The sequence below is a fragment of the Paraferrimonas haliotis genome (assembly GCF_002282895.1).
Lineage (GTDB): Bacteria > Pseudomonadota > Gammaproteobacteria > Enterobacterales > Shewanellaceae > Paraferrimonas > Paraferrimonas haliotis.
Genome location: NZ_NRRB01000010.1, coordinates 34,164 through 53,733, shown reverse-complemented (window position 1 = coordinate 53,733; position 19,570 = coordinate 34,164). Strand labels below are relative to the sequence as shown.

Here is a 19,570-nt window from a genome sequence, read left to right as displayed (position 1 = left end):
TTCCCCATGTGAGAGTAGGTCACCGCCAGGCTTTAAATATAAAAATGCCCCCGTCTTTGACGGGGGTTTTTTTATGCTTCAAATTTGATGATGTGCTCTCACATGGGAAAATAAATAGTGCGCCGTAGGCGCCGCATATCATGTGATAGTAGGGTGGAGCCGGGAATAAGAAGGCCAAGAGTTTGGCCTTCGCCGGAGAAACGGCCTGAGCTCTGCGAAGGCCTGGTCACCGCCTAGGGCATCGTCCTCGACCTACCCTCGCGGTCATTTCTTGCGGGGCTTAACTCAATACAATGAATCTACACTGAGGTATTCGGCCTTTTTTACAACTAAGTCCTTAGAATCACTGACAGAGCGATAAGTTGCGTTTTACAAGCAAGAACACCAGCTTTACTATGAATTAAAAACCTAAAAAGCGTGGGAGCGTATACATGAAGCTGGATAAACGGAAGTGCGGTGTTGTACTTATAGACGTTCAAGGTAAGCTTGCTCAAATTGTCGACCATAGCGATAAGGTGATCGATAACTGTGCAAAAATGGTCAAAATCGCAAATTTGCTAGAACTTCCTGTATTCTGGATTGAGCAGCTGCCTGAAAAACTTGGAAATACCCACGAAAAAATCGCTTCAGAGCTTACCGGAAACGTCCCGATCGTTAAAAATACCTTCAGTTGCTTTGGCAGCACTGATTTTGTTCAACAGTTAAAAGAGGTTGGCTGTTCTCAGGTCTTAGTAATGGGTATAGAAGCACACATTTGTGTTTATCAATCGGTGCAGGATATGTTGAACTACGGTTTGGATGTCCATGTGCTGACGGATGCAATCTCTTCGCGCATAGCACAGAATAAAGTGGCCGCTATCGCTCAAATGGATAAGTTAGGAGTAAATCAAACCTGTGTTGAAATGGCGCTATTTGACATGCTGCCTAACGCTCAAGGTGAACTATTCAAAGCGGCGCTCAAAATAATTAAATAATAGAAAAGTTCATCGTTAAATAAGAGTAGAATGCACGGTAAGTTTCATAACAGTGAATGCCATGAGTTTAGTTAATCTGTCACAACATCACACCTTCGGTTTCGATGCTCACTGCCGAGCGCTTAAGATCATCCAATCAAAAGATGACTTGCACTCATACATGGCATCGAATTACGCAAAAGCCCCTTTGATGTTAGGCGAAGGCAGTAACGTCGTATTCTTAGAGGATTATCAGGGGGACGTTCTGCTCAATCGCATAATGAAACGAGAAATCATAAAGTTAGGCGATTACTATCGCATTACGCTTGGCAGTGGCGAAGGTTGGCATGATGTGGTTCGTTGGTTGGTGGAACAGGGCATAGGTGGCGTTGAGAATCTTGCGCTTATTCCTGGTACAGCAGGTGCGGCACCAATTCAAAATATCGGTGCCTATGGCGTAGAGCTTTCTGATATTTTGTACAGCGTAACTTATCTCGAAATTGAGACTGGTAAAGAGGTTCGACTGTTTAACCAAGACTGTCAATTTGGCTATCGAGATTCCATTTTCAAAAGAGCGCTTAAAGGCAATGCTTGGATTATTGAGATTGTTATTGACCTTCCTATAGATTGGCAGCCGAAACTGAACTATGGCCCTCTTAAATCACTTCAGAATCACGAGAGCCTCACCCCCAAGTCGGTCTTCGATAAAGTCTGTGAGATTCGCATGGCTAAGCTGCCTGACCCAAAACTGCTGGGTAATGCTGGAAGCTTTTTTAAGAACCCCGTTGTCTCTGCCAAAACGCATAAAATACTGCTGGAAAAAGACCCTAGCCTCGTTTCCTTTGCTTTGGCGGACGGTTCTCATAAACTCGCGGCTGGTTACTTAATTGAGCGCTGCCATCTTAAAGGCCACGCCGAAGGTAAGGTCGCGGTTCATGCCAATCAGGCTTTGGTGTTAGTTAATCAAGGTGGGGGAACAGCGTCTCAATTGAAGCGACTGGTCTCTAAGATCATCAATACCGTAATGCATACCTACGGTATTCGCTTAGAGCCTGAGGTGCGACTGTATGACTGTGTTGGCGAGTATATTGGTGTAGTCGATGGATAGTTGGCAGAGAAAGCATGATCTACTGAGTTGCTTGCAACAATCTGAAGGGTTTGTGTCGGGTGAAGATTTAGCACACCGCTTAGGCGTTACAAGAGCTGCAATCAGTAAACACGTTAAGCAGTTGTCCGAACAAGGACTTGATATCTATTCGGTGAAGGGAAAAGGCTATCGCCTCGCTAAGCCGATAAGCCTCATTAATTCGCAGGTGCTGCAGCAATCATTAGAACGCCAATTGTTTTGGTTTCATCAACTGGATAGCACCAATCGCTATATTATGGACAATGCCAACCGGTTACAAAAGGGCGATACCTGCATAGCCGAAACGCAGTCTGCAGGACGGGGACGGCGCGGTCGAAATTGGGTATCACCGTATGGCTGCCACCTTTATCAATCGGTTTACTGGCGTTTAGATGATGGTTTTAGTGCCGCAATGGGTTTGAGTTTAGTGGTGGGACTGAGCCTCGCGGAAAGTTTGACAGAGCTGGGAATCGACGGGATTGGACTGAAGTGGCCTAACGACATTTATCGTGACAGTAAAAAACTTGCAGGGGTTTTGGTTGAGCTTAAGGGCTCTCCAGATGGCCCTTGCCACCTTATTATTGGGTTTGGCATCAATGTCTCGATGCCTACGTTGGCTGCCAAAGACATTGATCAACCCTGGTCTGACTTATGTCCGAACGGAGAGCTGGAAGTCGATAAGAATGCGCTGGTTGAAAAGCTACACGCTAAATTGTTAGTCGACCTCGCCGAATTCGAATTATCAGGCTTAACCACCTTTTTGGAACGATGGCATGCTTTCGATGAATTTCGTGGGCGCGAAGTCTTACTAACAAGCAGTCAAAATGCAGTTGGCGGCCTTTATCAAGGTATCGACAAGGAAGGTAACTTGAAATTGTTAATTGATGGCTTTATTAAAACTTATGCGGGAGGGGAAGTATCGTTGAGGCTATTTACTTAATAATACTTGCTGTACCAAGTGGTCCGCTCCTTTTTTAAGAACCAATGCGGCTCTATTTTTAGTTGGTAGAATATTCTGAACTAAATTGGGTCCGTTAATGGTATCCCAAATGTGACCAGCGGTTTCATGCGCTTGCTCATCGCTGAGGTTCGCATAGTGATTAAAATAGCTTTCGGGGCGGCTAAAAGCAGTATCGCGAAAATGCAGGAAGCGTTCGATATACCATTGTTTTAAAAGGTGCTGAGGCGCGTCTACGTAAATTGAAAAATCGACATAGTCGGAAACGTATTGGGAATGACCGCTCGCGGTATCTTCCCTCGCTGTTTGCAATACATTGAGCCCTTCTAAGATCAAAATGTCCGGCTGGTTGACATTGATGTGCGCGTCTTTGAGTCTATCGTAGCTAATATGGCTATAAATGGGCGCTTTTACATCTTGCTTTCCATTTTTGACATCGGCAACAAACTCGACTAAATGCCTGACGTCGTAACTTTCAGGGAACCCTTTTCGGTGAAGAATGTTGCGCTTTTGGAGCTCCTCTAAGGGATACAAAAAGCCATCTGTAGTGACTAAGTCAACTTTCGGGTGCTCAGGCCAGCGTTGTAACAAAGCTTGCAGAATACGAGCTGTCGTACTTTTACCGACAGCGACGCTCCCTGCAATACTAATGATATAGGGTCGGCGTTTAGGGTAATTACCAAGAAACTTTTCTAATACTGCACTGCGGCTTTGTTGGCTATTGATAATCAGGTTAAGTAGTCGAGAGAGAGGCAAATAAATATCCGATACTTCTTGCAGCGACACATTGACGTTAATTCCTCTCAAGTCGTCGAGATCCGAATTCGTCAAGGTTAGCGGCACTGAGTTACGCAATTGCGCCCAGTCGTGCTGAGAGAAGCTTAGGTAGGTGCCACTGTGTGGCCTGGAATGTTGAGTCATTAATTGCCCATTTCTATTAACGAAAGAACATTACACTATTCACCAAATTCAAACAACAACTAGGCTTAACGATGCTAGACTGAAGGTGGAATTGTGGCTATAAGGGCTGTTTTTTTGTGCAAACAGCACTTTTTTTTAAAAAAAATGGTGTTTGGTCTTGCACTCAAGCGCATATTTACCTAATATCCCGCTCCGAAATGATGTGCCGGCTTAGCTCAGTTGGTAGAGCAACTGACTTGTAATCAGTAGGTCGCCAGTTCGACTCCGGCAGCCGGCACCACTCATTTCCAAATTATCGTGTGGAGGGGTTCCCGAGTGGCCAAAGGGATCAGACTGTAAATCTGACGGCTCAGCCTTCGAAGGTTCGAATCCTTCCCCCTCCACCACTTATTTAAAGTCTGGGTAAGCCTGAACCTAGGATAAGATTCGCGGGCATCGTATAATGGCTATTACCTCAGCCTTCCAAGCTGATGATGCGGGTTCGATTCCCGCTGCCCGCTCCAAATCAGTGCTGATATAGCTCAGTTGGTAGAGCGCACCCTTGGTAAGGGTGAGGTCGGCAGTTCAAATCTGCCTATCAGCACCACTCCTTTGTTCAAATTTCCCATACTTATTGTATACTTGGAAAATTGCTTAGCCAAAGCTGCTGAGCGATTTTTTTGTACTATGAAAAGTGGCATGTGCCACGATTACTAAACGGACCGAGGCAATACCATGTCTAAAGAAAAGTTTGAACGTTCCAAGCCGCACGTTAACGTTGGTACCATTGGCCACGTTGACCACGGTAAAACAACCCTAACTGCTGCTATCACTAACGTACTTGCAAAAGTATACGGTGGTGAAGCGAAAGACTTTGCTGCAATCGATAACGCTCCAGAAGAGCGCGAGCGTGGTATTACCATTTCTACTTCACACGTAGAGTATGACACTCCAACTCGTCACTACGCTCACGTAGACTGCCCAGGTCACGCTGACTACGTTAAGAACATGATTACTGGTGCTGCTCAAATGGACGGTGCTATTTTGGTAGTAGCTTCAACTGACGGCCCAATGCCACAAACTCGTGAGCACATCTTGTTGTCACGTCAGGTTGGCGTACCTTACATCATCGTATTCATGAACAAGTGTGACATGGTAGATGACGAAGAATTGCTAGAGCTAGTAGAAATGGAAGTTCGTGAACTTCTATCTGAGTACGAATTCCCAGGTGATGATTTGCCAGTAATTCAAGGCTCAGCTCTTAAGGCGCTAGAAGGCGAGAAAGAGTGGGAAGACAAGATTGTTGAGTTAGCGGAAGCTTTGGATACTTACATCCCAGAGCCAGAGCGTGACATCGACCGTGATTTCATTCTTCCAATCGAAGACGTATTCTCAATCCAAGGCCGTGGTACTGTAGTAACCGGTCGTGTTGAGCGTGGTATCATCCGTGTAGGTGACGAAGTAGAAATCGTAGGTATCAAAGATACTACCACTACTACTTGTACCGGTGTAGAGATGTTCCGTAAGCTTCTAGACGAAGGTCGTGCAGGTGAGAACTGTGGTGTTCTTCTACGTGGTACTAAGCGTGAAGAAGTTCAACGTGGTCAAGTACTAGCGAAGCCTGGTTCAATCACTCCACACACTAAGTTCGAATCAGAAGTATACGTACTTTCTAAAGACGAAGGTGGCCGTCACACTCCATTCTTCAAAGGTTACCGTCCACAGTTCTACTTCCGTACAACTGACGTAACCGGTACCATCGAATTGCCAGCGGGCGTAGAGATGGTAATGCCTGGTGATAACATCAAGATGGTAGTAGAGCTAATCTGCCCAATCGCGATGGACGAAGGTCTACGTTTCGCAATCCGCGAAGGTGGCCGTACTGTAGGCGCAGGTGTTGTAGCGACTATCGTAGAATAATTCTAACTTAGGTTAGAATCTCAAAAAGCCCGCTTAACGCGGGCTTTTTTGTGCGTAAAACTTGGTGTTTTGTTGTTGACATCTGTCAGAATATTGACCGGTTGCAAGATTGAAAAAGTAAGGTAATCTATACAAAAAAGTGCACTGGAAGTGGCACTAATAAAATAATAAAGGATCGTTATGTTTAGGTTGCGTTACACCGCCTTAGTCGTCGCTCTCTTACCGACCATTGCTAGCGCGTCAATATTTGGACCTGATGCCAGAACTGAGGCATTAGCCGGCGCTGGCATAAACGCCACTCATGCAGCGGCTGCTTTCTATAATCCGGCGCTCACGGCGTTAGGAGGACAGCACTCTGCAATACTGTTACCCGCCATATCCTTAAGTGCACAAGATGCCGACAGTTTTGTTGATAGCATTGATGATTTTCAAAGACTTAATGAGCAGTTGCAACAAGATCCCACCAACCCCAATCTAATTTTAGAATGGAAGGCTGCATTGTTAGGATTAGACGGCAATCAAGTCAGCGCTGATGGTGATATTGGTGGTGCGTTTATTATACCTACAGAGCTAGTTGCGGTTACCATTAGCGCTTCTGCTTCCGCCGAGGCAATTGCGATTGGTCAGGTTGACGAAGATGATTTTGTGGGAATACCGGATCCCGATAACCTTGTATCTAACGCACAAGGGTTGGGGGTATTAGTTCAAGAGTTTGGTGTTTCATTGGCTCGACAGTTTGCTTTAGACTCGGGCCATCATGTGGCTATAGGCGTGACCCCCAAGCTTCAATATATTGATACATACGCTTATGCGGCAACCGTTAATAACTGGGACTCAGATGACTGGAAAGATTCGCGCTATCGGACTCAAAGTAATGGTTTTAACCTTGATGTGGGCGTCGCCTACACTCTGAATAATGGTTTACGCTTTGGTTTGGCAGGACGTAATCTTGTTAAACAAAGCGTAACGACCTCTGATGAAGCCATAGCACCATTGACGTTAGAAGTGGCCCCAAGTTGGAGTGCGGGTGCTCATTATCAGTCTGAATGGTTTGCTTTGTCTGCAGAAGCTGAGCTAACGCCTACTAAACGGTTCGCTGAATTTGAACAGAAGACACAGTTTGTCAAAGTTGGGGTAGCGTTTGAAGCGGCCGATTGGTTGGAACTGCGAGGTGGCTATAAAAGTGATCTAGAGAATACACTGCAGGATATGTGGACAGGCGGATTTGGTATTAATATCGCTTCAACCGTGGTGTTCGATTTGTTCGCGGGCTATGGTTCTGATGAGCAATACGCCGCTGGCGGAAACTTCCAAATAAACTTCTAGCTATTAGGCTCGCCCGACCACGATCGTTGGACGGGTGATACAATCGAGCACGAGTTTAGGGTGAATCTGATGATTATTCGCTAGGATTTCGAGAGAGATCTCAGACTAATAAAGGATTGTATTGCGTCGAGCCCCCTAAAAGCATACAATCTATGGCCAATTTTTTGTGCCTTGGTAAAGTTGCCGAGGCGATATACTGTAGTTTGCGGAATTATTGATGACAACGAATACTGAAAACCAAGGCGGCGGTTCCTTGGATATCTTGAAATGGGGCTTAGTAATTATTTTGCTAGCCGCAGCCGTAATCGGCAACTCTATGTACTCAGAAGTTTCAGTGCTGTATCGAGCGATCGCTATAGTCGTGGCGTTTGCTGTAGCAGCGTTCATTGCTTTGCAAACTGAAAAAGGTAAGACCGGATTTGCGTTTGCTAAAGAGTCGCGTTTAGAAATTCGAAAAGTGGTTTGGCCTACTCGCCAAGAAGCACTCAATACAACGTTTATTGTACTTGCGGCAACAGGGGTTCTTGCATTAGTGCTTTGGGGACTGGACGCGCTGCTCGTTCGTATCGTTAACTTCATTACAGGCGTATAAGGTTTTCTAATGACTGAAATGGCTGAAGCTAAGAAAAGATGGTACGTGGTACAAGCATTCTCTGGTTACGAAGCTCGGGTAGCTAAAACGCTACTAGAGCACATCAAAATGCATGAAATGGAACAATTCTTCGGTGAAGTCTTGGTTCCAACGGAAGAAGTCGTTGAAATGCGTGGTGGACAACGCCGAAAAAGCGAGCGTAAGTTTTTCCCTGGGTACGTATTAGTACAAATGGAAATGAACGATTCGAGCTGGCACTTGGTCCGCAATATTCCGCGAGTCATGGGGTTCATTGGCGGCACATCTGACCGTCCAGCACCTATCAGCGATCGTGAAGCCGAAGCCATTCTTCAACGCTTACAAGACAATGTGGACGCGCCGACACCAAGAACCCTGTTCGAACCAGGCGAAGTGGTTCGTGTAACAGAAGGTCCTTTCGCAGACTTCAACGGCACCGTTGAAGAAGTCGATTATGAGAAGAGCCGAGTCAAAGTTTCGGTTATGATTTTCGGCCGATCTACGCCGGTTGACCTTGAGTTTGCTCAAATCGAAAAGTCCTAGTTGAATAGTTAATTCTTAGGTACTTAAAAGCAGCCAAAAGGCTGCTTTTTTACGCTTAACGCTTTGATGTTTGGCTTTGTTTAAAAAAAACACAAAAACCTTTGGCTTATAGCTGGATATTTCGTATAATCCGCTGCCCTTATTTTTCAATAAGGCTTTTTTGTTACCGGGGAGCTATTAAGCCCAGCGTGGTCTTAATGGTGTTTGAACCCATAAGAGGAATCTAAAATGGCTAAGAAAGTCCAAGCTTATATTAAGCTACAAGTAGCAGCCGGTGCTGCTAACCCGTCGCCACCAGTTGGTCCTGCTCTAGGTCAACATGGTGTGAACATCATGGAATTCTGTAAAGCATTCAACGCTCGTACTGATAAGTTCGACAAAGGCATGCCAATTCCAGTTGTTATCACTGTATACAACGATCGTTCTTTCACCTTCGAAACCAAGACTCCACCTGCATCTTTCCTATTGTTGAAAGCGGCTGGTATTAAGTCCGGTTCTGGCCGTCCTAACACTGAAAAAGTGGGTACGGTTAAATCTGCACAGGTTCGTGAAATTGCTGAAACTAAAGCCCAAGATATGACTGGGGCAGACGTTGAAGCGATGATGCGTTCTATTGAAGGCACTGCCCGTTCTATGGGCTTGGTAGTAGAGGACTAAGACGATGGCAAAGCTTTCTAAGCGCATGCGCGTAATCCGCGAAAAAGTAGAAGTAACTAAAGAATACGAAATCAACGAAGCGATTGCTCTTCTTAAAGAATTAGCAACTGCTAAGTTCGTTGAAAGTGTAGATGCTTCTGTAAACTTGGGCGTTGACCCTCGTAAATCTGATCAAAACGTACGTGGCGCTACCGTATTACCTCACGGTACCGGTCGTGACGTTCGCGTTGCAGTATTCACCCAAGGCGCTAACGCAGAAGCTGCGAAAGAAGCCGGTGCTGATTTGGTTGGCATGGAAGACCTAGCCGAGCAAGTTAAGAAAGGTGAAATGAACTTCGACGTAGTTGTTGCTTCTCCAGACGCTATGCGTGTGGTTGGCCAATTGGGTCAAATCTTAGGTCCTCGCGGCCTAATGCCAAACCCTAAAACTGGCACTGTAACTCCTAACGTAGCGGAAGCGGTTAAAAACGCTAAAGCAGGTCAGGTTCGTTACCGCAACGACAAAAACGGTATCATTCACACTACCATTGGTAAGGTGAACTTTGAGCCTAAGCAACTTCAAGAGAACTTGGAAGCATTGTTGGTTGCACTTAAGAAGGCGAAACCGTCTTCTGCTAAAGGTGTATTCATCAAGAAAGTTAGCATCTCGACCACTATGGGTGCGGGTGTTGCGCTTGACCAAGGCAGCTTGGATACCACTAGCTCAAACTAATTTTACAAGGACAGTCGATTACTTTATAATCGGCCGCCCTTGTGGGTTGGAGTCTGCGGTTTAACCGTAAGACTCCCGTCCAAGACCGTAGGTGTCGCACGATTAGTCGTAACACTTAATTTCCTACGTAGACGGTGTGAGACCCCCCTAGTATGAATTGAATTTTTGTACTGGACTCTTCACCGTAAATTGCTAAGTCAATGTTGACTTAGTTTGGTAAATTCCGGGAATTAGCCCGGGTAGAATCCAGGAGAATGTCCAATGGCATTAAATCTTCAAGACAAGAAAGCAATTGTTGCTGAAGTCAACGAAGCTGCCAAAGGTGCCCTGTCTGCAGTAGTTGCCGATTCTCGCGGTGTAACTGTAGGTGATATGACTGCGCTACGTAAGCAAGCTCGTGAAGCTGGCGTATACGTACGAGTTGTTCGTAACACCCTTTTACGTCGTGCAGTTGAAGGCACTGACTATGAATGTCTTTTAGAGACGTTCACTGGTCCTACTTTGATTGCTTTCTCAAACGAGCACCCAGGTGCCGCAGCACGTCTTTTCAAAGACTTTGCTAAAGAGCAAGACAATTTCGAAGTTAAAGCCGCAGCCTTTGAAGGCGCCGTCGCTGATGTAGAAATTTTAGCGAAACTACCTACTTACGACGAAGCGATTGCTCAGTTAATGATGACAATGAAAGAAGCTTCTGCAGGCAAGTTGGTACGTACTATCGCAGCTATTCGCGATGCCAAAGAAGCCGCATAATTCGGTTTTGGTTATCGTTTAACGAATTAAATATTGATTTTAGAGAGAATTGTAATGTCTATTACTAATGAACAAATCCTAGACGCAGTTGCAGAAATGTCTGTAATGCAAGTTGTTGAGCTTATCGAAGCTATGGAAGAAAAATTCGGCGTATCTGCTGCTGCTGCAGTAGTTGCTGGCGGTGCTGGCGATGCCGGTGCAGCTGAAGAGCAAACCGAATTTGACGTAGTTCTAGCCGCTGCTGGTCCTAACAAAGTTGCTGCTATTAAAGCAGTACGTGGTGCTACTGGCCTAGGCTTGAAAGAAGCTAAAGGTATGGTAGAATCTGCTCCAGTAGCAGTTAAAGAAGCTGTTTCTAAAGAAGAAGCCGAAGAGTTGAAGAAAACTCTTGAAGAAGCCGGCGCTTCTGTTGAAATCAAGTAAGCTGTTATCTAACAGTTTACGCGCCTAATTTTTTATTAGGTTGGCCTGATGGTTTTTTAACCATCAGGCTTTTTGCGCTATAAGCATTGACGGTTTTTTGCACCGTATTCGTCAAATGCAACGCGGTCCCTCGCAGCGATTACTGGCTAGGGTCTTGCTCCAACGGTGTCGGATAAACAGACTGTTCATGAGGAGCAGTTTGGGTCAGTTATCAGCCAGCTAGAGGAAACCCATGGTTTACTCCTATTCTGAAAAGAAGCGTATTCGTAAGGACTTCGGTAAGCGTCCACAAGTGTTGGATATCCCTTACCTGTTGTCTATTCAGCTGGATTCATTCAGCAAATTTATCGATCAAGATCCTACAGGGGAACGCGGTTTTGAAGCGGCCTTTCGTAGCGTATTTCCAATCAAGAGCTTTTCCGGGAACTCGGAGCTTCAGTATGTAAGCTATCGTCTTGGTGAGCCAGTCTTTGATGTTAAGGAATGTCAGATCCGCGGCATTACATACTCAAAACCATTGCGCGTTAAGTTGCGTTTGGTTTTGTATGATAGAGATGCACCAGCCGGTACTGTTAAAGACGTTAAAGAACAAGAAGTCTACATGGGCGATATCCCATTGATGACTGAAAACGGAACGTTTGTAATTAACGGTACAGAGCGTGTAATTGTTTCACAATTGCATCGTAGCCCTGGCGTATTCTTTGACCATGACCGTGGTAAAACTCATTCATCAGGTAAGGTGCTTTATAACGCACGCGTGATTCCTTACCGTGGCTCTTGGTTAGACTTTGAGTTTGACCCTAAAGATAGCCTATTTGTTCGTATTGACCGACGTCGTAAGCTTCCAGCAAGTATTATCTTGCGCGCACTTGAGTTTAGCACTCAAGAGATTTTGGATACCTTCTTCGAGCGCACTAACTTCAAAATTAAGAAAGATAAGTTAGTCATGGAGTTGATTCCAGAGCGTTTGCGTGGTGAAACCGCTAGTTTCGACATCAAAGACAACAAAGGCAATGTGTTAGTAGAGAGTGGTCGCCGCATCACTGCTCGCCACATTCGCACGCTTGAAAAGCAAGAAACCAAAGAGTTAGAAGTACCTTTGGAGTACATTGTTGATAAGCGCGCAGCTCAAGATTACATTGACAAAGCGACCGGTGAAATCGTTGTTGAAGCCAACTCCGATTTGACCCTGGAATCGCTAGCAGCGTTATCGCAAGCTAAGATTAAAGAGTTCGGTGTTCTGTTTATCAACGACCTTGATCACGGTGCGTTTATCTCCGATACATTACGTATTGATAGCACGACCAATCGCCTAGAAGCCTTGGTAGAGATTTATCGCATGATGCGTCCAGGCGAGCCGCCAACAAAAGACGCTGCAGAAGCCTTGTTTGATAACCTGTTCTTCTCTGATGAGCGCTACGACCTGTCAACGGTTGGCCGCATGAAGTTTAATCGTCGTCTTGGATTGGGCGAAGATCAAGGTGCTGGTACGCTAAGCAAAGAAGACATCGTTGCGGTGATGAAGAAAATCATCGAAATCCGCAGTGGTAATGATGAAGTTGATGACATCGATCACCTCGGTAACCGCCGTATCCGTTCGGTTGGTGAAATGGCAGAGAACCAATTCCGTGTTGGTCTAGTTCGTGTAGAACGTGCTGTTCGTGAACGTTTAAGTCTGGGTGACCTAGATACGTTGATGCCTCAAGATCTCATCAACGCTAAGCCAATCTCAGCAGCGGTTAAAGAGTTCTTTGGTTCAAGCCAATTGTCGCAATTCATGGACCAAAACAACCCGTTGTCAGAAGTTACGCATAAGCGTCGTATCTCCGCGTTAGGTCCTGGCGGTCTGACTCGTGAGCGTGCCGGTTTTGAAGTACGTGACGTACACCCAACGCACTATGGTCGTTTATGTCCAATTGAGACTCCTGAAGGGCCAAACATTGGTCTGATTAACTCGCTTTCAAGCTACTCTCGCACCAACGAATACGGCTTCTTAGAAACGCCGTACCGCCAAGTTAAGAATGGCAAGGTTACCGACGTTGTTGATTACCTATCAGCAATCGAAGAAGGCAACCACGTTATTGCGAACGCTAACGCGAATGTAGATGCAAAAGGTGAGTTAGTCGATGAGCTTATCCCATGTCGTCATAAAGGTGAGTCTACGTTAGTACCGGCTGAACAAATCGACTATATGGACGTATCGCCACAACAAATTATTTCGGTGGCAGCTTCGCTCATTCCATTCCTAGAGCACGATGATGCTAACCGAGCCTTGATGGGCTCGAACATGCAACGTCAAGCCGTTCCTACATTGCGCGCCGACAAGCCGCTTGTTGGTACCGGTATTGAGCGCGCGGTAGCGGTTGACTCCGGTGTAACCGTTGTTGCTAAGCGCGGCGGTAGCATTGACTACGTAGACGCCAGCCGTATCGTGGTTAAGGTAAACGAAGAAGAGTTGGTTCCAGGTGAAGCTGGTATCGATATTTACAACCTAACCAAGTACACCCGCTCTAACCAAAATACCTGCATTAACCAGCGTCCTTGCTGTAATGTTGGTGAGCCGGTTGTTCGTGGTGACGTACTGGCGGACGGTCCTTCTACGGACCTTGGTGATTTGGCACTTGGCCAAAACATGCGCATCGCCTTTATGCCTTGGAACGGTTATAACTTCGAAGACTCGATTCTTATTTCTGAGCGCGTAGCTCAAGAAGATCGCTTCACAACCATTCATATTCAAGAGCTTTCATGTATTGCTCGTGATACCAAGTTAGGACCTGAAGAAATTTCAGCGGACATTCCTAATGTTGGTGAATCAGCGCTTTCCAAGCTTGATGAATCAGGCATTGTGTACATTGGTGCAGAGGTGAAGGGTGGCGACATTCTAGTTGGTAAGGTGACTCCAAAAGGCGAAACCCAACTGACTCCAGAAGAAAAACTTTTGCGTGCAATTTTCGGTGAGAAAGCTTCTGACGTTAAAGACAGCTCGCTACGTGTACCTAACTCAGTAACCGGTACGGTTATTGATGTACAAGTCTTCACTCGCGACGGTGTAGAGAAAGACAAGCGTGCTATTGAAATCGAAGAAATGCACTTAGCGGAAGCTAAAAAAGATTTGACCGAAGAGTTCCAAATCCTAGAAGACGGTGTATTAGGCCGTGCTCGCAACTTGTTGGTTGCGTCAGGAATGGACGAAGCGAAAATCGATGAATTGCCTCGCCAAAAATGGTTAGAGCAAAGCCTGTCTGATGAAGAACTGCAGTCGCAGCTCGAACAGCTTGCTGAACAAAATGCTGAGTTGAAAGCTGAGTTCGATAAGAAGTTTGAAGTGAAACGTCGCAAGATCACTCAAGGCGATGACTTGAACCCTGGCGTTCTTAAGATCGTCAAAGTGTATCTAGCTGTTAAACGTCGCCTACAACCAGGTGACAAGATGGCGGGTCGTCACGGTAACAAAGGTGTTATTTCTACCATTGTTCCTGTGGAAGATATGCCTTACGACGAAACAGGAAACCCAGTCGACATCGTTCTAAACCCATTGGGCGTACCTTCGCGTATGAACATCGGTCAAGTATTAGAAGTTCACTTAGGTGCGGCGGCGAAAGGTATTGGTAACAATATTGCTGCAATGCTTGATGAGCAACGAGAACTTGCTGAGCTTCGCGAATACATCCGCCAAGTTTATGCCTTGGGTAACGATTGCCAGCAGCAGGTTGACATCAACAGCTTTACCGACGAAGAAGTGATTCGCCTAGCGAAAAACCTTCGTGGTGGTATTCCAACGGCAACGCCTGCGTTTGACGGCGCTAAAGAATCAGAAATTAAAGATATGCTAGCGTTAGCCGGCTTACCTACTTCTGGTCAGTTAGTGTTGTGTGATGGCCGTACCGGTCGTGAGTTTGAGCGTCCAGTAACCGTTGGTTACATGTACATGCTTAAACTTAACCACTTGGTTGATGACAAAATGCACGCTCGTTCCACCGGCTCTTACAGCTTGGTTACTCAGCAACCGCTGGGTGGTAAAGCTCAATTCGGTGGTCAACGTTTCGGTGAGATGGAAGTATGGGCACTTGAAGCTTACGGTGCTGCTTACACCTTGCAGGAAATGCTGACTGTTAAGTCGGATGATGTGAACGGTCGTACTCAGATGTATAAGAACATCGTTGATGGCAACCACCAGATGCAACCTGGTATGCCAGAATCCTTCAACGTATTGCTGAAAGAGATTCGCTCTCTTGGTATCCACATTGAGTTGGATCAGGAATAACTGGACGGTATTCGGTTTTCATCAGGTATGGTAGCCCAAGCGGCTTGGGCTACCGGGTTTAACTCCACTAGGAGAAAAACGTGAAAGACTTACTTAAGTTTTTAAAACAGCAAAATAAGACAGAAGAGTTTGAAGGAATCAAGATTGGTCTGGCATCGCCAGATTTGATCCGCTCTTGGTCGTTCGGCGAAGTTAAAAAGCCGGAAACCATCAACTATCGTACGTTCAAGCCTGAGCGCGACGGCTTATTCTGTGCCCGTATTTTCGGCCCAGTAAAAGACTACGAATGTTTGTGTGGTAAATATAAGCGCCTTAAACACCGCGGTGTCATTTGTGAGAAATGTGGCGTTGAAGTGACTCAAACTAAAGTGCGTCGTGAGCGCATGGGTCACATTGAACTTGCAAGCCCTGTGGCGCACATTTGGTTCTTGAAATCATTACCATCTCGTATCGGCTTAATGCTTGATATGACCTTGCGTGACATTGAGCGTGTACTTTACTTCGAATCATTTGTTGTGATCGAGCCTGGCATGACCAGCCTTGAGCGCGGTCAAATGCTGACAGAAGAAATGTATCTTGATGCATTAGAAGAGTACGGCGATGAGTTTGAAGCTAAGATGGGTGCAGAAGCGGTTCTAGAATTGCTGCGCGGCATTGAGCTTGAAAAAGAAGTTGAGGCAATGCGCGAAGAGCTGCCAACCATCAACTCTGAAACAAAACGTAAGAAAGTTACTAAGCGCTTGAAGCTTATGGAATCTTTCTATCAATCAGGTAATAAGCCTGAGTGGATGATCTTGCAAGTATTGCCTGTTCTTCCGCCAGATTTGCGCCCACTTGTTCCGTTGGACGGTGGCCGTTTTGCGACCTCTGATTTGAACGATTTGTATCGTCGCGTTATTAACCGTAACAACCGTTTGAAACGTCTATTAGACTTAGCGGCACCAGACATCATCGTACGTAACGAAAAACGTATGCTGCAAGAATCTGTGGATGCGCTATTGGATAACGGTCGTCGTGGTCGTGCGATCACCGGTTCGAATAAGCGTCCTTTGAAATCTTTGGCCGATATGATCAAAGGTAAGCAAGGTCGTTTCCGTCAGAACTTGCTTGGTAAGCGTGTGGACTATTCAGGTCGTTCGGTAATTACCGTAGGCCCAACCTTACGTTTGCACCAATGTGGTCTTCCTAAGAAGATGGCACTTGAGCTATTCAAGCCATTTATCTACGGCAAGCTAGAAGGCCGTGGTCTTGCTACCACGATCAAAGCCGCTAAGAAGATGGTTGAGCGCGAAGTAGGTGAAGTATGGGACGTACTTGACGAAGTAATTCGTGAGCACCCGGTACTACTTAACCGTGCACCAACGCTTCACCGTTTGGGTATTCAAGCCTTTGAGCCGGTACTGATTGAAGGTAAAGCGATTCAATTGCACCCATTGGTTTGTGCGGCTTATAACGCTGACTTCGATGGTGACCAAATGGCGGTACACGTGCCGTTAACCTTAGAAGCGCAATTAGAAGCCCGTGCCTTGATGATGTCTACCAACAACATCTTGTCACCAGCCAACGGCGAGCCAATCATTGTTCCTTCTCAGGACGTTGTATTGGGTCTGTACTACATCACTCGTGATCGCGTAAACGGTCGTGGTGAAGGCATGGTATTCGAATCCATTGCTGAAGCCGAAAAAGCTTATCGTACCGAAGTTGCTGAATTGCATGCTCGCGTTAAAGTTCGTATCACTGAATATCAAGTACTTGATAACGGTGAAAAAGAGCCGTCTACACGAGTTGTTGATACGACCGTAGGCCGTGCCATTCTGTCGCAAATCATGCCGAAAGGTTTGTCCTTTGACTTGGTTAACCAAGCCATGGGCAAAAAGCAAATTTCAGCTCTGCTTAACACCTGTTACCGTCAACTAGGTCTTAAGCCAACGGTTATTTTTGCTGACCAACTCATGTATACCGGTTTCCACTACGCCACAATCTCTGGTGCCTCAGTAGGCATCAACGACATGGTGATTCCAGACGAGAAGAAAGAAATCATTGCTGACGCAGAAGCGGAAGTTAAAGAGATTTCAGAACAATTCCAATCTGGTTTGGTAACCGCTGGTGAGCGTTACAACAAGGTAATCGATATCTGGGCAAGCGCTAACGAAAAAGTAGCCAAGGCTATGATGGATAACTTGTCGTCTGAAACCGTTACTAACCGCGACGGCGAAGATGAGAAGCAAGATTCCTTTAACAGCATCTACATGATGGCCGACTCAGGCGCTCGTGGTAGTGCCGCACAGATTCGTCAGTTGGCGGGTATGCGTGGCCTAATGGCGAAACCGGATGGCTCCATTATCGAAACTCCGATTGTGGCTAACTTCCGTGAAGGCTTGAACGTAAACCAATACTTTATTTCGACTCACGGTGCTCGTAAGGGTCTTGCGGATACCGCATTGAAGACCGCTAACTCGGGTTATTTGACTCGTCGTTTAGTTGACGTTGCTCAAGATTTAGTGGTTATTGACGAAGATTGTGGTACTCACAAAGGCTTGGTCATGAAGCCGCTAATCGAAGGCGGTGACGTTGTTGAGCCGTTACGTGAGCGCGTATTGGGTCGTGTTGTTGCCGAAGACGTGTATCAGCCAGGTACAACTGACGTATTGGTTCCGCGCAATACTTTGCTTGATGAAGCATGGTGTGACCGCCTAGAAGAGTACTCGGTAGACGAAGTTATCGTTCGCTCAGTGATTACCTGTGATACCGATTTCGGTGTTTGTTCTAAGTGTTATGGTCGTGATTTGGCTCGCGGTCATATTGCTAACATGGGCGAATCCATTGGTGTTATCGCAGCTCAGTCCATTGGTGAGCCGGGTACACAGCTTACCATGCGTACCTTCCACATTGGTGGTGCGGCATCGCGAGCGTCTGCGGAAAACAACGTTCAAGTTAAGAATGCTGGTAGCTTGAAGCTGCATAACGCTAAGCACGTAACTAACTCAGAAGGTAAGTTGGTGATTGTGTCTCGTTCTTCAGAGCTGGCCATTATCGATGAGCTTGGTCGCGAGAAAGAGCGTTACAAAGTACCTTACGGTACCGTTCTTGAGGTTCAAGAAGGCGGCGACATTGACGCAGGTCAAGTCATTGCAAACTGGGATCCACACACGCATCCAATCATCACTGAGATGGCGGGTACCGTTAAGTTCGTCGACTTGATTGAAGGGGTTACCATCTCTCGTCAAACCGATGAGTTGACCGGTTTATCATCTATTGTAATTCTTGACCCATCACAGCGCCCAAGTGCCGGTAAAGAAATGCGTCCGATGGTTAAGCTTGTGGACAGCAAAGGTAATGACGTAATGATTGCCGGTACCGAAGTGCCAGCACAATACTTCTTGCCGGCCAACGCGATTGTAACCATTGAAGATGGCGCGGCGTTGAACGTGGGTGATGCGATTGCTCGTATTCCACAAGAGTCGTCGAAAACTCGCGATATTACCGGTGGTCTGCCTCGCGTAGCCGACTTGTTTGAAGCGCGTAAGCCTAAAGAGCCTGCAATCCTAGCTGAAGTTTCCGGTACCATCTCGTTTGGTAAAGAAACTAAAGGTAAGCGTCGTCTTGTAATTACTCCTGCCACCGAAGAAGGTTCAGGTAAGCCATACGAGGAAATGATTCCTAAATGGCGTAACCTAAACGTGTTCGAAGGTGAAAAGGTAGAAAAAGGCGAAGTCATTGCTGATGGTCCAGAAGCTCCGCACGACATTTTGCGTTTGCGTGGCATTCACCATGTTGCTAACTACATCGTGAACGAAGTACAAGATGTATACCGTCTGCAGGGTGTAAAGATTAACGACAAGCACATTGAAGTTATTATTCGTCAGATGCTACGTAAGTGCATCATTACTAAGGCACACGACAGTGAGTTCTTAGAAGGCGAACAAGCGGAAGTGTCTCGCGTTAAGATTGCAAACCGCAAGCGTGAAGCGGAAGGTAAGCCTGCTATTGAGTTCGAACGTGAACTGATGGGTATTACTAAAGCCTCATTGGCCACTGAATCATTTATTTCAGCAGCCTCGTTCCAAGAAACCACTCGTGTTCTAACCGAAGCTGCGGTTGCAGGTAAGGTAGATAACCTACGTGGTCTGAAAGAGAACGTGATTGTTGGTCGTTTGATTCCAGCCGGTACCGGTTATGCTTATCATCAGAACCGTAACGCGGCTTCGGAAGAGTCTGAAGAAGCGGTAGCCTCGGTTTCTGCAAGCGAAGCCGAGCAAAACCTAGCGGACTTGCTAAACGCTACCAGCGATGTAATTAAAGAATAAGTTTCTTTAATCTGCATAATAAAGGGCGCCTTTGGGCGTCCTTTTTGCGTTTTAGAGCTGGATCATGCAAAGAAAGGTGGTTAATTCTTGACACATAGGGCAACTGTCCCTAAAATTTCGG

At 46.2% G+C, this 19,570-nt stretch carries 14 protein-coding genes and 4 tRNA genes; 17 read left to right on the top strand and 1 reads right to left on the bottom strand.

Features of this window, described 5'->3' with window-relative positions; genetic code table 11:
* The first annotated feature begins 431 nt into the window (after positions 1-431).
* From CLC91_RS14705 to birA, 3 genes are all read left to right on the top strand, one after another.
* On the top strand, positions 432-974 hold the full coding sequence (locus tag CLC91_RS14705; protein WP_095499719.1) for an isochorismatase family protein: 543 nt from the start codon (positions 432-434) through the stop codon (positions 972-974).
* A 61-nt stretch (positions 975-1,035) separates the two neighbouring features.
* On the top strand, positions 1,036-2,061 hold the full coding sequence (gene murB / locus CLC91_RS14700; RefSeq protein WP_095499718.1) for a UDP-N-acetylmuramate dehydrogenase: 1,026 nt from the start codon (positions 1,036-1,038) through the stop codon (positions 2,059-2,061).
* Entirely contained in the window at positions 2,054-3,019 is a 966-nt protein-coding gene (birA, locus tag CLC91_RS14695) for a bifunctional biotin--[acetyl-CoA-carboxylase] ligase/biotin operon repressor BirA (protein ID WP_095500591.1), read from the top strand. Before murB ends, birA begins: the two co-directional genes overlap by 8 nt.
* On the opposite strand, the gene coaA is transcribed toward birA, so the two are convergent.
* On the bottom strand, positions 3,008-3,958 hold the full coding sequence (coaA, locus tag CLC91_RS14690) for a type I pantothenate kinase (RefSeq protein ID WP_095499716.1): 951 nt from the start codon (positions 3,956-3,958) through the stop codon (positions 3,008-3,010). The two genes, birA and coaA, sit on opposite strands and share 12 nt — an antisense overlap.
* 204 nt (positions 3,959-4,162) lie before the next feature.
* Between coaA and CLC91_RS14685 the strand changes: the two genes are divergently transcribed.
* The 14 genes from CLC91_RS14685 (at position 4,163) to rpoC (ending at position 19,449) form a co-directional block, all read left to right on the top strand.
* Positions 4,163-4,238 (top strand) — tRNA-Thr (locus CLC91_RS14685).
* Between the two features lie 21 nt (positions 4,239-4,259).
* Positions 4,260-4,344: transfer RNA gene (locus CLC91_RS14680), tRNA-Tyr, on the top strand.
* Between the two features lie 42 nt (positions 4,345-4,386).
* Positions 4,387-4,461: transfer RNA gene (locus CLC91_RS14675), tRNA-Gly, on the top strand.
* Between the two features lie 7 nt (positions 4,462-4,468).
* Positions 4,469-4,544 (top strand) — tRNA-Thr (locus CLC91_RS14670).
* 128 nt (positions 4,545-4,672) lie between these two features.
* Entirely contained in the window at positions 4,673-5,857 is a 1,185-nt protein-coding gene (gene tuf / locus CLC91_RS14665; RefSeq protein ID WP_095499703.1) for an elongation factor Tu, read from the top strand.
* Between the two features lie 180 nt (positions 5,858-6,037).
* Positions 6,038-7,183 carry a conjugal transfer protein TraF gene (gene traF / locus CLC91_RS14660; RefSeq protein ID WP_095499715.1) on the top strand — a complete coding sequence of 382 codons (1,146 nt, stop codon included), beginning with the start codon at positions 6,038-6,040 and terminating at the stop codon, positions 7,181-7,183.
* 217 nt (positions 7,184-7,400) lie between these two features.
* Positions 7,401-7,775 carry a preprotein translocase subunit SecE gene (gene secE, locus CLC91_RS14655; RefSeq protein ID WP_095500590.1) on the top strand — a complete coding sequence of 125 codons (375 nt, stop codon included), beginning with the start codon at positions 7,401-7,403 and terminating at the stop codon, positions 7,773-7,775.
* Between the two features lie 9 nt (positions 7,776-7,784).
* Positions 7,785-8,336 carry a transcription termination/antitermination protein NusG gene (gene nusG, locus CLC91_RS14650; protein ID WP_095499713.1) on the top strand — a complete coding sequence of 184 codons (552 nt, stop codon included), beginning with the start codon at positions 7,785-7,787 and terminating at the stop codon, positions 8,334-8,336.
* Positions 8,337-8,564: 228 nt separating this feature from the next.
* Complete coding sequence (rplK, locus tag CLC91_RS14645) at positions 8,565-8,993, top strand: 50S ribosomal protein L11 (protein ID WP_095499712.1); 429 nt, start codon at positions 8,565-8,567, stop codon at positions 8,991-8,993.
* A gap of 4 nt (positions 8,994-8,997) precedes the next feature.
* Positions 8,998-9,705: a 50S ribosomal protein L1 gene (rplA, locus tag CLC91_RS14640; protein WP_095499711.1), complete on the top strand. Its 708-nt coding sequence runs from the start codon at positions 8,998-9,000 to the stop codon at positions 9,703-9,705.
* 261 nt (positions 9,706-9,966) lie between these two features.
* The gene (gene rplJ, locus CLC91_RS14635; RefSeq protein WP_095499710.1) at positions 9,967-10,455 is read left to right on the top strand and encodes a 50S ribosomal protein L10; all 489 of its coding nucleotides are present in this window, start codon (positions 9,967-9,969) and stop codon (positions 10,453-10,455) included.
* 54 nt (positions 10,456-10,509) lie between these two features.
* A complete protein-coding gene (gene rplL, locus CLC91_RS14630; RefSeq protein ID WP_095500589.1) occupies positions 10,510-10,878 on the top strand; it encodes a 50S ribosomal protein L7/L12 in 369 nt (122 codons plus the stop codon).
* A gap of 232 nt (positions 10,879-11,110) precedes the next feature.
* Complete coding sequence (gene rpoB / locus CLC91_RS14625; protein ID WP_095500588.1) at positions 11,111-15,142, top strand: DNA-directed RNA polymerase subunit beta; 4,032 nt, start codon at positions 11,111-11,113, stop codon at positions 15,140-15,142.
* An 80-nt stretch (positions 15,143-15,222) separates the two neighbouring features.
* Entirely contained in the window at positions 15,223-19,449 is a 4,227-nt protein-coding gene (rpoC, locus tag CLC91_RS14620; RefSeq protein WP_095499707.1) for a DNA-directed RNA polymerase subunit beta', read from the top strand.
* Positions 19,450-19,570 lie beyond the last annotated feature (121 nt).

Excerpts from the sequence above, each read along its gene's own strand:
- CLC91_RS14705 (WP_095499719.1), top strand. The coding sequence starts at position 432 with ATGAAGCTGGATAAACGGAAGTGCGGTGTTGTACTTATAGACGTTCAA.
- murB (WP_095499718.1), top strand. The coding sequence starts at position 1,036 with ATGAGTTTAGTTAATCTGTCACAACATCACACCTTCGGTTTCGATGCT.
- birA (WP_095500591.1), top strand. The coding sequence starts at position 2,054 with ATGGATAGTTGGCAGAGAAAGCATGATCTACTGAGTTGCTTGCAACAA.
- coaA (WP_095499716.1), bottom strand. The coding sequence starts at position 3,958 with ATGACTCAACATTCCAGGCCACACAGTGGCACCTACCTAAGCTTCTCT.
- tuf (WP_095499703.1), top strand. The coding sequence starts at position 4,673 with ATGTCTAAAGAAAAGTTTGAACGTTCCAAGCCGCACGTTAACGTTGGT.
- traF (WP_095499715.1), top strand. The coding sequence starts at position 6,038 with ATGTTTAGGTTGCGTTACACCGCCTTAGTCGTCGCTCTCTTACCGACC.
- secE (WP_095500590.1), top strand. The coding sequence starts at position 7,401 with ATGACAACGAATACTGAAAACCAAGGCGGCGGTTCCTTGGATATCTTG.
- nusG (WP_095499713.1), top strand. The coding sequence starts at position 7,785 with ATGACTGAAATGGCTGAAGCTAAGAAAAGATGGTACGTGGTACAAGCA.
- rplK (WP_095499712.1), top strand. The coding sequence starts at position 8,565 with ATGGCTAAGAAAGTCCAAGCTTATATTAAGCTACAAGTAGCAGCCGGT.
- rplA (WP_095499711.1), top strand. The coding sequence starts at position 8,998 with ATGGCAAAGCTTTCTAAGCGCATGCGCGTAATCCGCGAAAAAGTAGAA.
- rplJ (WP_095499710.1), top strand. The coding sequence starts at position 9,967 with ATGGCATTAAATCTTCAAGACAAGAAAGCAATTGTTGCTGAAGTCAAC.
- rplL (WP_095500589.1), top strand. The coding sequence starts at position 10,510 with ATGTCTATTACTAATGAACAAATCCTAGACGCAGTTGCAGAAATGTCT.
- rpoB (WP_095500588.1), top strand. The coding sequence starts at position 11,111 with ATGGTTTACTCCTATTCTGAAAAGAAGCGTATTCGTAAGGACTTCGGT.